This is a genomic window from Collinsella sp. TF07-1, from assembly GCF_003437235.1.
Lineage (GTDB): Bacteria > Actinomycetota > Coriobacteriia > Coriobacteriales > Coriobacteriaceae > Collinsella.
Map to the genome: position 1 here is coordinate 84818 of NZ_QSRV01000004.1, position 12857 is coordinate 97674.

Sequence of the window (12857 nt, forward strand, 5' to 3'; positions counted from 1 at the left end):
CCATGGCGCTTTCTGAATACAGCAAGCGGCTGCTGGGTGCCTATGCCGAGCAGCCGTTCCTTATGGCTCCCATGGCGGGCGTAACCGACCCCGCCTATCGCATCATGTGTCGCCGCCGCGGTGCCAACCTTGCCTACAGCGAGATGGTGAGCGTTGCAGGCCTTGCCTATGCCAGCAACAAGACGTGGCGCCTGGTGTTGCCGGCCGACGAGGAGCAGCAGATTTGCGTGCAGCTCTTTGGCTCCAAGCCCGATCAGTTTGCGAGCGCCGTCGCCGCCGTCGAGGAGCGCGTTGGCGATCGCCTGTCGCTCATCGATATCAATATGGCATGTCCCGCCCGCAAGGTCGTTACCAAGGGCGAGGGCTCGGCGCTCATGCGCACGCCCGACCTGGCCGAGAAGATCGTCGAGGCCACGGTGGGCGCGGCGCACGTGCCCGTGACCGTCAAGATTCGCAAGGGCTTTTATGCCGAGGACCGCAATGCCGCGACATTTGCCCAGATGCTTGAGGGCGCAGGGGCTGCCGCAGTCGCCGTGCATGGTCGTTGTGCCACGCAGCTCTATACGGGCCAGGCCGATTGGTCCGTCGTCGATGAGGTTGCCGACGCTGTCGAGATTCCCGTGATTGGTTCGGGCGATGTGTTCTCGGCCGAGGACGCTGCCGAGCATCTGAGCGGCTCGGGTGCCAGCGCGGTGTTTATCGCGCGTGGCATCTACGGCAATCCGTGGGTGTTCGGCGATGCCCGAGCCCTTGCACTCGATGGCACGCCGGTTCCTTCTCGCTCCTCGGTCGAGCGCCTGGAGGCCCTGCGTGAGCACCTGACGTTGACGCACGAGCTTCTGCCGCTTATGTCGCGCGCCCGCACGTATGCAAGCTGGTACTTAAAGGGCATGCCCCACGCCGCCGCCTGGCGCGCTCAGGTGGTGCGCTGCTCCACGTACGAGGAGTTTATGGCGCTGGTCGATGATATCGAGCGCGACGTGGTGGCCTGCGAGGCCGCGCTTGCCGCCGGTGAGTCGGTGCCCGCTCATCCGCTGGAGGCTTAAGGGTGGCCGTTACCGCGCTGTATGTACACGTGCCGTTTTGCGCTCGGAAATGTCGCTATTGCGACTTTGACTCGCGCAGCGTGGCGCCGTGCGACCTGGACGCTGCGCTCGATGCCTATTTTGAGCACCTGTATGCGCGGCTCGATGCTTTTGGCAACGCTGGGGCACTCAGACAGATCCGCACTGTCTACGTAGGCGGCGGCACGCCATCGCTGGCAGGGGGGCGCCTGGTGGAGCTGGCGCGGCGTATTCGTACGTGGTGCGCTCCCGTTGAGTTTACCTGCGAGGCCAATCCCGAGTCGCTGACCGCCGAGCTTGCCATTGCGCTTGCCAAGGCTGGTGTCACGCGCATCTCTCTGGGCGTGCAAACCCTCGACAATAACGAGTTGACTGTCATCGGCCGCATCCATAATGCCGAACGGGCGCTTGAGGCTATCGCGACGGTGAAGGATGTTGGGCTCGATGTGTCGTGCGACCTTATGTGTGGGCTTCCCGGACAGACTATGGCGAGCTGGCAGTATTCGCTTAATGGCGTGCTTGCGGCGGCCCCGCACCATGTGTCGGTCTATCCGCTCACGCTCGAGGAGGGCACGCCGCTTTACCGCATGGCGTGCCGTGATGAGTCGCTTGAGCCCGATGAGGATTTCCAGGCCGCATGCATGGACGTGGCGCGTGATTGTCTGACTGCGACCGGCTATCACCCGTATGAGGTGGCGAGCTACGCGCTCGACGGCCATGAGTGTGCCCACAACATTGCCTATTGGACCGGACAGGGCTATCTGGGCCTGGGCCGTTCTGCCGCGGGCATGCTCGACGCCGAGGATTTCGACTGTCTTGCAGGTTTGTTCCTCGGCGTGTCTTCTCGAGGCGATGCGCACCGCGTGCGTCTGGTGCAACGCAACGATGCCGCGACGGCGTTTGAGGCCGAGTACCTGACGCATCGCGAGGCGGCAGCCGAGGATCTGATGCTCGCTTGTCGCATGACGCGCGGTCTCGCTTCCGACCTGTTGGTTCGCGCGGCTCGTGTCATCCCTGCCGATGAACTGACAGCGGCTTGTGATCGCGCTCTTGATCTTGGGCTTGCCACTTGGGTGCCCGAGCACGGTGATAACCATGCGGGGCCTACCGTCTCTGTCGATGTCCTCGCTGGCCGCACCTGTGCCCGCCTGGCGCCGACCCACCTAGGTTGGCTCGATGGAAATGTGCTGTTCGAGCTGTTTTGGGGTCTAGCTTAGGCCGCTCGGGTAGAATTACCGCAATATATACGCTGCTGTGAGCAGGAGGTTGCCGCGCATGGCGACGATGAACGAAAAAGATTACTACGAGATTTTGGGCGTCTCCAAGGACGCCACCTCGCGTGATATCCAAAAGGCTTTCCAACAAAAGGCCCGCAAGCTCCATCCGGACGTCAATAAAGAGCCGGATGCCGAGGAGAAGTTTAAAGAGGTTTCCGAGGCCTACGCCGTGCTCTCGGACGAGCAGAAGCGTGCGCGTTACGACGCCATGCGGTCGGGCAATCCCTTTGCCGGTGCACCGACGGCTTCGCCCTATGGCGGCGGCTATGCCGGCAGCGCCGGTTACGACAATCCCTTTGACGGCGGTTTCCCCTTCGGGGGCGCCTGGGGCCAGCCCCGTCGCGGCCAGGCGGCCTACAACCCCGAGAGTGGCGCCAACGTGGTCGTCGATATCAAGCTCGACGCCAAGGAGGCCAAGAGCGGTGCCCGCAAGACCGTTCGCTACACCCGCTTTGACACCTGTGGACATTGTGGCGGATCGGGCTCCGTTTCGTCAGAGCATGCCCACACCTGTCCGAGCTGCGGTGGTCGCGGCCATATCGATGTCGACCTGTCCTTCCTGTTTGGTGCGGGCACGTTCCAGACGGTTTGTCCTGAGTGTGGCGGTTCCGGCAAGGTCGTTGCCGATCCGTGCCCCGATTGCGGTGGCAGCGGCCGTATCCGTGTGACCTCCGAGCAGACGATTGAGTTTCCCGCCGGCACGCATGATGGCGACGAGGTGCGCATCCCCAACATGGGACACGCCGGCACGAACGGCGCTTCGGGCGGTGACCTGGTCGGTCGCGCGCACGTTGAGGCCGAGCGCCTGGAGGGCAAGGCTCGCACCGGCTTCTACCTCATGGGTATCATCGCACCGTTTTTGGTACTGTCGGCCATCTCGGGCGTGTTCTCCGCCTTTGCCATGATGTGCTTCATTCCGTTTGCCATGGGCTTGTTCATGGTGCTGTCGGACGGCGTGCTTCATCGCAGTCTGCTGTGGTGGAAGCGCGGTGCGATACAGTTTGCCAATGGATTTGCCAACGGTTTTATGTTCGCGCTCGTGTCGGTTTGGTTCGCGAGCTGCTCACAGCGGGCCGTGCTTTCGCCGTACGGAGTTCAATAACATCAAACCCACTGTTTGCGCCCGGCCCAGCTTGGGTATAGGACGCACTGTGACAATAATGAAAGTTGGAAGGATTCGGTCGTGTCGGAAAATAGGGATTACTACGAGGTACTTGGCGTTGACAAGGATGCCGACGCGCGGACGATTAAGCGCGCGTTTCTAAAGAAAGCCCGTACGGTACACCCGGATGTTTCGGACGACCCCGAGGCCGAGGCTAAGTTCAAAGAGCTCAACGAGGCGTATTCCGTTCTTTCCGACGAGCAGAAGCGTGCCAACTACGACCGTTACGGCACCGCGGACGGCCCTGGCGGCTCTGGCTATGTCGACATCAACGATATCTTTGGTGGCATGGGCATGGACGACCTGTTCTCGTCGTTCTTTGGCGGTGGCGCCGGTGGTGGCGGTCGCAGCCGTCGCGAGCGCCGTCGCGGTCGCGATATGGCCATTTCTCTTTCGGTGACGCTCGAGGAAGCGGCGCTCGGCTGCAAAAAGACGATCAGCTACGACCGTCTTGCCCCTTGCGAGGACTGCAATGGTACCGGCAAGGCCGAGGGCGCGACTGAAAAGCAGTGCAGCCGCTGCCACGGCACGGGCTATGTGACGACGGTCCAGCGTTCTTTCCTGGGCCAGGTTCAGTCCTCTTCGCCCTGTCCCGACTGCCACGGCGAAGGTACGGTCATCGATCATCCCTGCGAGACCTGTGATGGCCAGGGCCGCACGCCTTCTCACGAGAAGATTGACATCGATATTCCCGCCGGTGTTTCGACCGGTCGCCAGCTACGCGTGAGTGGTTTTGGCGAGGCCGGCCTTCGTGGCGAGCCGTCGGGCGACTTGATCGTCAACGTGCGTGTCGCCGACCACGAGCGTTTTAAGCGTAATGGCGATGACCTGTATCTGGTGAGCGATATCTCGATTGCGCAGGCCGCGCTCGGTTGCGAGATTGAGGTCGAGGGCATTATGCCTGACGAGGTCGTCAAGGTGTGCGTCCCCGCCGGCACACAGTACGGTGACACCGTGAGCGTCAACAATTACGGCATGCCGCGTATCGGCGGTGGCGGTTCGCGCGGTCGTCTGGTCGTGCAGCTGCGTGTTGTTGTCCCCACCAATCTCTCCAACAAGCAGCGCGAGCTGCTTCGCGCCTTTGCCGACGAGATGGGCGATGACGTCGCATCCGGTAAGAAGTCGGTGACCGACCGTATCAAGAGTGCCCTCGACGACATCCTCGATTAAGGAGCCCGTGTGCTCGCACCTCATATCTCTGTTGTCAACCTCGGTTGTCGTGTCAACCGGGTTGAGTCCGACCGTATTACTGCCGATCTTATGCGCCTGGGTTTTGCAATGGTGGAGCCTCAGGATGCAGAACTGATTGTTATCAATACCTGTGCCGTGACGGGGGAGGCCGAGGCCAAGACCCGTAAGGCCGTCCGCCATGCGCTGGCCTATCCGGGCGAGCCTTACGTGGTCGTAACCGGCTGCGTCGTCAACTTGCATCCCGAGGAGCTGTTGGAGCTCTCCGATCGCGTGATTGCCGAACCGTCCAAGATTGATGTTGCCGAGCGCGTCTGCGAGGTGCTGAGTGTCGAATCCGATAGCGTGCCCGCCTGCAGCGATGGCGACGTGGTCGATGCGCTCGGTCGTTCGCGGCTGGGCGTGAAGATCCAGGACGGCTGCAACCACCGCTGCACCTATTGCATCGTGTGGAAGGCCCGCGGCCCCGAGCGTTCCGTGCCCGTCGAGTCCGTGCTCGAACAGGTGCGTGAAGCCCAGGAGGCCGGCGTGCCCGAGGTCGTGCTGACCGGCGTGAATCTGGGTGCCTATGACGGCAAGAGCGCGACCGACGAACATGTCGAGATCGATGAGCTGCTCCAGGCCATCATGGAGCGCACCGAGATCGCCCATGTGCGCATCTCCTCGGTGGAGCCCATGGATATTTCCGAGCGCTTGCTCAAGGTGATGGCTCGCTATCCGAAGCGTATCGCGCCGTTTTTGCACCTGCCCGTGCAGTCTGGCTGCACGGCGACGCTGCATCGCATGGGCCGTCCTTATAGTGCTGAGGCCTTCGAGGACACGGTGCGCATGATTCGCGCTAACCTGCCACAGGCTGCACTTTCGTGCGACGTCATCGTCGGTTTTCCTGGCGAGACGGACGAGGAGTTCGAGGAGTCGCTGGCCCTGTGCCGTCGCGTGGGCTTTTCGCGCATGCACGTGTTCCGCTATAGCAAACGCCCCGGCACCCTCGCCGCCGACATGCCCGACCAGGTACCGCCCGAGGTCATGGCCGAGCGCAGCCGTCGCATGCGCGCGGCGGCTCAGGAGCTCGCGGTTGCCGATGCCCGCCGTCGCGCGGGTACCGTCGAGCGCGCCGTGCTTGAGTACGGTGACAATTTGACGCTCGGTTCGTTCCATCATGCCCGTCTTGATGATACCTGTGGACTCACAGCCCCGTGCCTGCTCGATGTTGCTATCATCGGAGTCGATGATTCCGGCTTGGTCCATGCACGCAGGGAGGTTCATGGAAGCCTCGAAGATTAGACTTACCGTTCCCGAGGGTATCGACCCCTCGCGCGTTTTGGGCGCCGGCGACGGCGTCCTTCGTGCGCTCGAGAACTTGGTGCACGCCCATGTGGTTGCCCGCGGTGACAGCGTTGCCGTGAGCGGTGATCCGGACGAGGTCGAGCTGGTCGCGCGTTTTTTCGAACATGCTTTTCGTGAGGCTGATGCCGGGCGCACGCTTTCTGCCGATGATGTCTCGCGCTGTCTGGCCGTTCTGCGCGACGGCGAGCATGATGCCTCGTCGTTGCGCGATGACGTGCTGCTATCGTACCGCGGTCGCGTTATCCGCCCCAAGACGCTCGGTCAAAAGCGCTATGTGGATGCCATCCGCTCTTCTACCATCACGTTTGGCCTCGGTCCCGCCGGTACCGGTAAAACCTATCTGGCCATGGCACTCGCCGTCGCCGCGCTCAAGCGCCATGAGGTTGGCCGCCTGATCCTGACGCGCCCGGTTGTCGAGGCGGGGGAGAACCTGGGCTTTTTGCCCGGTACCCTCGAGGAAAAGATCGACCCGTATATGCGCCCGCTCTATGATGCCCTCTTTGACATGATGGATCGCGAACGCACCGATGAGCTTATGGAGCGTGGCGTGATCGAGATTGCCCCGCTCGCCTACATGCGCGGTCGAACGCTGAGTGATGCCTTTGTGGTGCTCGATGAGGCGCAAAACACGACGCCCGAGCAGATGAAGATGTTCCTGACGCGTTTGGGTTTTAATTCCAAGTTCGTGATTACCGGCGACCTGAGCCAGCGTGACCTGGTGGGTCGTCGCGGCGGTCTTGCCGATGTCGAAAGAATTCTGGGTCGCGTCGACGATGTGGCGTTTTCTCACCTGGAGCGCGCCGATGTGGTGCGCCATGCCCTGGTGGGCCGTATTGTTGAGGCCTATGATGCATACGACGATGCGCGTGAGCAGCGCGCACACGATCGAAAGGAGTCCCGTTGAGTGTATTGATCAGCAACGATGCCGAGCTCGATACGCTGCTCGATGCCCAGGAGGTGGAGCACATCTGCTCAGTTGTGCTTGCCGCCGAGGGTGTTGAGCGTGAGGTCGAGATTTCCCTTTCGTATGTCGATGAGGACGAGATGCATGAGCTCAACCACGAGTGGCGCGGCATCGATCGCACGACCGACGTGCTCTCGTTTGAATGTGACTCGGCCTTTGACGAGGACATTCCCGCCGACGAGACGCTCGAGCTCGGCGATATTATCCTGGCCCCGCAGGTTATTGCCCGCCAGGCCCCCGGCTTTGGCAACAGCCCCGCCGATGAGTGCCGACTGATGCTCGTGCACGGAATGCTGCACCTGCTGGGTTACGACCACATCGAGGACGATGAGGCCGAGGTCATGGAGGCACGCGAGGATGCCATCCTGCGCGACCTGGCGCTTGAGCGCGGCGAGGACCCCAAACTCGTCCACGTCGGCCCCATAACCAATCATGCCCACGACTAGGAGCCGTCTATGATTCCCGGATCGAACAAGGACCATCCGTCCTTTTTAAAGTCGTTCTCATACGCGATGGAGGGCTTCGTCACTGCCGTCAAGACCGAGCGCAATATCAAGGTCATGCTCGTGGCGGGCGTGTGCACCGTCATTGCCGGCTGCATCGTGGGGCTCGATATTGCCGAGTGGGCTACGGTCATCATCTGCTGCGGCCTGGTGATTCACGGCGAGTTGTGCAATACCGCCATGGAGGCGATTGTGGACCTGGCGACCCAGGAGCTGCATCCGCTGGCCAAGCGCGCGAAGGATATCGCCGCTGCCTCTGTATACGTTCTTTCCATTACCGCCGCGATCGTTGGCTTGCTTGTCTTTGCCCACGCGCTCGACTTTATTTAGAAAGGGATTCCCATGTCCGACAATATGCAGCCTACCGATGGAGTTTTGGATGACGAGGTCCTGGACGAGGCTGAAGGTGCCGATTCGTTTGACGTGGTCGAGGAGTTCGATCCGTTTGAGGGTATGAGCGACGAGGAACTCGATGCCCTGTGCGACGAGGATGAGAGCCTCGTGGGCTTTGGCGACGTGGAACCCGGTTTCCGCAGCGGCTTTGTGGCCCTGGTCGGTCGCCCCAACGCCGGCAAGTCCACGCTGCTCAATGCCTGTTACGGCAAGAAGGTCGCCATCACCTCTCCGGTGGCCCAGACGACCCGCCGCCGTATGCGCGCCGTGGTCAACCGCCCCGGTTACCAGCTGGTCTTCGTTGACACTCCGGGTATCCACAAGCCCAAGGACGGCCTGGGATCCGAGCTCAACAAGAGCGCCCTGTTTGAGCTCAATGACGTAGACGTCGTCGCGTTTCTGATCGACGCCACCAAACCCATCGGCAGGGGAGACGCCTGGGTTGCCGAGCGTGTCAAGAGCGCCCGTTCCAAAAAGGTCCTGGTGCTTACGAAGGCCGACGAGGCCGATCCCGCCCAGGTTATGGAACAGCTCAAGGCCGCTCACGAGCTCATGGAATACGACGACGAGATCGTGACGTCGTCGGTCAAGAACTTCAACGTCGATGCGTTTATCGAGACCGTCGCTCACTTTTTGCCCGAGGGCCCGCGCTGGTTCCCTGGGGACATGGGCACCGACGCGTCCGACGAGACCCTCGTGGCCGAGTTTGTACGCGAGAAGGTTCTGCGTCGCACCCGCGACGAGATCCCTCACTCCGTGGGCGTCATCTGTGACGCGCTCGAGCAGACTAAGAAGGTTCTGCGCGTGCACGCCACGATTTACGTCGAGCGCGAGGGGCAGAAGGGCATCATCATCGGCAAGGGCGGCGAGATGATTAAGCATATCGGCATCGATGCCCGTCGCGACCTTGAGCGTATCTTTGGCACGCAGGTCTTTTTGGAGCTCGACGTGAAGGTCAAGGCCGGCTGGCGCGATGACGAGGCACAGATCCGCCGCTTTGGCTACAATGCCGAAGATTAAGCCTCGGCGTTCATGGCAGGCTCTCGCACATATCGCACAAAGGTGCTCGTCCTCGACAAGACGAAGCTCAAGGAAACCGACCTGATCTTGACCATGCTCGACGAACGGGGACGGCAGGTGCGTGCCGTGGCTAAGGGCGCGCGTAAGCCCGGCGGTCGCCTTGCGGCCCGCTGCGAGCTTTTCTGTACCGTCGATATGCTGCTCGCGCGTGGTCGCTCGCTCGACGTGGTTTCTCAGGCGGAGCTTATGGAGGCGCCACTCGGTGCCGCTCCTGACTACGAGACGATCTGTGCCGCCAGCGCGATTGCCGAGGTTGCGCGCGTGTGCTCGTTCGAGGATGCCGAGGATCCATTTACCTTTGCCATCACGCAGCGGGCGCTCACGCTTGTCGGCTGCGGGCTCGACTCGGCACATATGGACCTGCTCGTGGCGGCCTTTGTCTTTAAACTGCTGTCGCACGTTGGTTACCGCCCCGATTTCTCGGCATGCGTCTCGTGCGGCGATCCCATGCTCTCGCATTTCTCGGCCCAGGCCGGCGGGCTTCTGTGCGGGTCGTGCGCCTCGAGCGTGCCTGGCGCCGAGTTGGTATCGGTCGGCGAGGTCGCATGGCTGCGCGCTCTGATGTCCATGACCTTCGATGCCCTTATGGACGAGCAGATCGATCCGCATACGGCTGCGTTTTTGCTGGGGCTTTCGCATGTTTGGGCCGCCACGCACACCGATCAGCGGCTCCGTGCGATGGAATTCATGTTGGGTCGGTGATGATGCGCAGGCGCGCGCCGCTTGTGGTAACATACCGACCTGTTGGTACCTCGACCTTGGATGTTCGCTCCACCGGCGGCTTCCCAGTCCGAGGCGAATGGAGTCGCCCACAGGCGACGCGAAACGAAAGGTGAAACAATGACTGTTTCCAAAGAGCGTAAGGCGGAGCTGACCGCCCAGTTCGGTAACTCCCCGGTCGATACCGGTAACCCCAAGGTTCAGGTCGCCATCCTGTCCGAGCGCATCAAGGAGCTGACCGAGCACATGAAGTCCCACCAGAAGGACTTCCACACCCGTCGTGGCCTGCTTATGCTCGTTGGCCGTCGTCGTCGTCTTCTCTCCTACATCAAGAAGAACGACATTGTCGAGTACCGTGAGCTCATCAAGGCTCTGGGCATCCGCGACAACATCCAGTAAGGATTTGTACATGCTAAGAGCGTCCTGCGCAGCGGGGCGCTCTTTTTGTGTAAGGGCGTGAACAATCACGCTCTGAAGCGTGGCGGGGGCAGGGGGCCCGCGTCACATGAGAAGCCCGCAGGCAAGGGGCCTGTGGGGTAAAGGAGAACAATGACACTCGTATCCAAGACCTTTGAGCTGTACGGCAAGACCTACACCTTTGAGTCCGGCGAGCTTGCCAAGCAGGCCACCGGCGCTTGTCTGGTCAAGCAGGGCGACACCACGATGCTCGACACCGTGGTCGTCTCCAAGGAGCGCAAGAATTACGACTTCTTCCCGCTGACCGTCGACTTCAACGAGAAGATGTACGCCGCCGGCCGCATCCCGGGTGGCTACCTTAAGCGCGAGGGCCGTCCCAGCGAGAAGGCCACGCTCACGGCTCGCATGATCGACCGCCCGATCCGCCCGAGCTTCCCGGATGGCTTCCGCAACGAGGTGCACATCGTCGCCACCTCGCTCGTCGCCGACCAGGTCAACCCCTTTGACGTCATCAACGTCATGGGTGCTTCGCTGGCCATGACGCTCGGCGGCGTGCCCTTCGAGGGCCCGCTTGCCTGCGTGCGCATCGGCCGCAACGTGGAGACCGGCGAGTTTATCGTCAATCCCACCTATGAGGAGCGCGAGAACTCCGATCTGGACCTGGAGCTGGGCGGCTCTGCCGACTTCATCTCGATGGTCGAGGCCGGCGCCGAGGAGATCTCCGAGGACGACATGCTTGCCGCTATGAAGTTTGGCCAGGAGGCCCTTGCCGCCTTCTGCCAGGCTCAGGACGAGTTTGTCGCCGAGTGGGAGCAGGTCAACGGCGCCATCGTCAAGAAGGAGTACCCGCTCGACCAGCCCGTCGAGGAGGTCCAGGAGCGCATCTTCGCCCACTACGACGAGATGGCAGCCGCCCTTCGCGACGCCGACAAGCTCTCCCGTATCGGTAAGGTCGAGGCTCTGAAGGAGTCCATCCGTGCCGAGTTCACCGAGGAGGAGCAGGCCGCTTGGGAGCGCGAGATCCCCGTGGCGCTCAAGAAGCTCGAGAAGAAGGCCATGCGCACCATGGTCGTCGAGACCGGCGAGCGCGTCGACGGCCGTGCCGCCGATGAGATTCGCCCCATCATGGTGAAGGATAACTACCTGCCGCTCGTTCACGGCTCCGGTCTGTTCCAGCGTGGCCAGACCCAGGTGCTTTCCGTCTTGTCGCTCGGTATGCTCAACGAGGGCCAGCGTCTGGATACCATCGAGCCCGCCGAGGGCAAGCGCTACATGCACCACTACAACTTCCCGCCGTTCTGCACCGGCGAGACCGGCCGCATGGGCAGCCCCAAGCGCCGCGAGATCGGCCACGGCAACCTGGCCGAGCGCGCTTTGCTTCCGGTGCTCCCCGACGAGAACGAGTTCCCCTACGCCATCCGCGTGGTCTCCGAGGTCATGGAGTCCAACGGCTCCTCTTCGATGGCTTCGACCTGCGGCTCCACGCTCGCCCTTATGGACGGCGGCGTGCCCATTAAGCGCCCGGTCTCCGGTATCGCCATGGGCCTGATCCAGGAGGAGGGCAAGACCGTGGTCCTGTCCGACATCCAGGGTCTCGAGGACTTCCTGGGCGACATGGACTTTAAGGTCACCGGCACCACCGAGGGCATCACCGCCCTGCAGATGGACAACAAGGCCACCGGCCTTACCTTCGACATCCTGGCCCGCGCCCTGCAGCAGGCCAAGGAGGGCCGCGCCTTCATCCTGCAGAAGATGCTCGATGTGATCCCCGAGCCGCGCCACACCACGCGCAGCACCGCTCCGCGTATCGTCTCCATCCAGGTTCCGACTGACAAGATTCGCGACGTCATCGGTTCCGGCGGTAAGGTCATCCGTGGCATCCAGGACGAGACCGGCGCCTCGGTCGACATCCAGGAGGACGGCACCGTCTTTGTCGGCGGCACCGGCGAGTCCGTCGACCAGGCCGTCGAGCGTATCAAGCTCATCATCAAGGTTCCCGAGCCTGGCGAGGAGTACACCGGTCGCGTGGTCTCCATCCAGCCCTTCGGCGCCTTCGTCAACCTGCTGCCCGGTAAGGACGGCCTGCTGCACATCTCCCGCGTCGCCAAGGGCCGCGTGGAGAAGGTCGAGGACGTCCTCAACGTGGGCGACGAGGTCAAGGTCGTCGTCATCGAGGTCGACGACCGTGGCAAGATCTCGCTCGATCGTCTTGACAAGCCTGAGGCCCCGGCTCGCGCCGAGGGTGCCTCCGAGGGCGACGGCGAGCACTTCCAGCGTCGTGAGCGTCCGCGTCGCGAGCGCTCCGAGCGCAGCGACCGTCCGCGCCGTCCCGGCGACAACGGAGGCCGCAAGCCCCGCCGCCACCACGACGCCGAGTAACAGCCGTACATAACCAGCACCGCAAGGGCGACTCCGGACAGGGGTCGCCCTTTTGCTTGCGCCCGGGAGGGCCGCATATGAAGTTTCCTGCTCTACAGTCCTGCGCAAGACGGAAAGCACATTAAGTGCTTTCCTTTGCGTGCGGAACTCGCGATAAACTTCATATGCGGCCCTCCCGGGCGCAAGCAAAAGGACTGGTTAGTGCCGCTCGCTATTTAGTTAGACAGTCTATTCAGTAGTCAGATTTCAGATCTGTAGATAGCCGCAGCAGCATCTTCCCAGATAAAACCGACCAAAATAAACCTGTCCCTTTTTGGCAGGTTTCCCGTGGGGCGGGCACTGATGAAGTTTATCGCGAGTTCC

At 62.2% G+C, this 12857-nt stretch carries 12 protein-coding genes; all 12 read left to right on the plus strand.

The genetic code is table 11. From position 1 onward, the window contains the following. Positions 1-2: 2 nt before the first annotated feature. The 12 genes from dusB (at position 3) to DXC67_RS02795 (ending at position 12494) form a co-directional block, all read left to right on the plus strand. Entirely contained in the window at positions 3-1046 is a 1044-nt protein-coding gene (gene dusB / locus DXC67_RS02740; RefSeq protein WP_117637254.1) for a tRNA dihydrouridine synthase DusB, read from the plus strand. Positions 1047-1048: 2 nt separating this feature from the next. Then, a complete protein-coding gene (gene hemW / locus DXC67_RS02745; RefSeq protein ID WP_117637255.1) occupies positions 1049-2281 on the plus strand; it encodes a radical SAM family heme chaperone HemW in 1233 nt (410 codons plus the stop codon). Positions 2282-2339: 58 nt separating this feature from the next. Then, positions 2340-3443, plus strand: a complete 1104-nt coding sequence (locus DXC67_RS02750; RefSeq protein WP_199410563.1) for a DnaJ domain-containing protein — start codon at positions 2340-2342, stop codon at positions 3441-3443. An 81-nt stretch (positions 3444-3524) separates the two neighbouring features. Continuing rightward, a complete protein-coding gene (gene dnaJ, locus DXC67_RS02755; protein WP_117637256.1) occupies positions 3525-4673 on the plus strand; it encodes a molecular chaperone DnaJ in 1149 nt (382 codons plus the stop codon). Between the two features lie 9 nt (positions 4674-4682). Next, entirely contained in the window at positions 4683-5975 is a 1293-nt protein-coding gene (locus DXC67_RS02760; protein WP_117637257.1) for a MiaB/RimO family radical SAM methylthiotransferase, read from the plus strand. Then, on the plus strand, positions 5956-6942 hold the full coding sequence (locus tag DXC67_RS02765) for a PhoH family protein (RefSeq protein ID WP_117637258.1): 987 nt from the start codon (positions 5956-5958) through the stop codon (positions 6940-6942). The genes DXC67_RS02760 and DXC67_RS02765 overlap by 20 nt, the downstream gene beginning before the upstream one ends. After that, positions 6939-7448, plus strand: coding sequence for an rRNA maturation RNase YbeY (gene ybeY / locus DXC67_RS02770; protein WP_117637259.1), 510 nt, complete (start codon positions 6939-6941; stop codon positions 7446-7448). Before DXC67_RS02765 ends, ybeY begins: the two co-directional genes overlap by 4 nt. A gap of 9 nt (positions 7449-7457) precedes the next feature. Continuing rightward, positions 7458-7835 (plus strand): diacylglycerol kinase family protein, encoded by a 378-nt coding sequence (locus DXC67_RS02775; RefSeq protein WP_022094706.1) that lies wholly within the window; start codon positions 7458-7460, stop codon positions 7833-7835. A 12-nt stretch (positions 7836-7847) separates the two neighbouring features. After that, entirely contained in the window at positions 7848-8918 is a 1071-nt protein-coding gene (era, locus tag DXC67_RS02780; RefSeq protein WP_199410564.1) for a GTPase Era, read from the plus strand. Between the two features lie 12 nt (positions 8919-8930). Next, the gene (gene recO, locus DXC67_RS02785) at positions 8931-9680 is read left to right on the plus strand and encodes a DNA repair protein RecO (RefSeq protein WP_117637260.1); all 750 of its coding nucleotides are present in this window, start codon (positions 8931-8933) and stop codon (positions 9678-9680) included. A gap of 138 nt (positions 9681-9818) precedes the next feature. Next, a complete protein-coding gene (rpsO, locus tag DXC67_RS02790) occupies positions 9819-10097 on the plus strand; it encodes a 30S ribosomal protein S15 (protein ID WP_006235963.1) in 279 nt (92 codons plus the stop codon). A gap of 150 nt (positions 10098-10247) precedes the next feature. Continuing rightward, positions 10248-12494 carry a polyribonucleotide nucleotidyltransferase gene (locus tag DXC67_RS02795; protein ID WP_117637261.1) on the plus strand — a complete coding sequence of 749 codons (2247 nt, stop codon included), beginning with the start codon at positions 10248-10250 and terminating at the stop codon, positions 12492-12494. The last annotated feature ends 363 nt before the right edge of the window (positions 12495-12857 follow it).

Coding starts and splice junctions, on each gene's coding strand:
- DXC67_RS02775 (WP_022094706.1), top strand. CDS start 7,458: ATGATTCCCGGATCGAACAAGGACCATCCGTCCTTTTTAAAGTCGTTC.
- DXC67_RS02750 (WP_199410563.1), top strand. CDS start 2,340: ATGGCGACGATGAACGAAAAAGATTACTACGAGATTTTGGGCGTCTCC.
- rpsO (WP_006235963.1), top strand. CDS start 9,819: ATGACTGTTTCCAAAGAGCGTAAGGCGGAGCTGACCGCCCAGTTCGGT.
- DXC67_RS02795 (WP_117637261.1), top strand. CDS start 10,248: ATGACACTCGTATCCAAGACCTTTGAGCTGTACGGCAAGACCTACACC.
- era (WP_199410564.1), top strand. CDS start 7,848: ATGTCCGACAATATGCAGCCTACCGATGGAGTTTTGGATGACGAGGTC.
- dusB (WP_117637254.1), top strand. CDS start 3: ATGGCGCTTTCTGAATACAGCAAGCGGCTGCTGGGTGCCTATGCCGAG.
- DXC67_RS02765 (WP_117637258.1), top strand. CDS start 5,956: ATGGAAGCCTCGAAGATTAGACTTACCGTTCCCGAGGGTATCGACCCC.
- recO (WP_117637260.1), top strand. CDS start 8,931: ATGGCAGGCTCTCGCACATATCGCACAAAGGTGCTCGTCCTCGACAAG.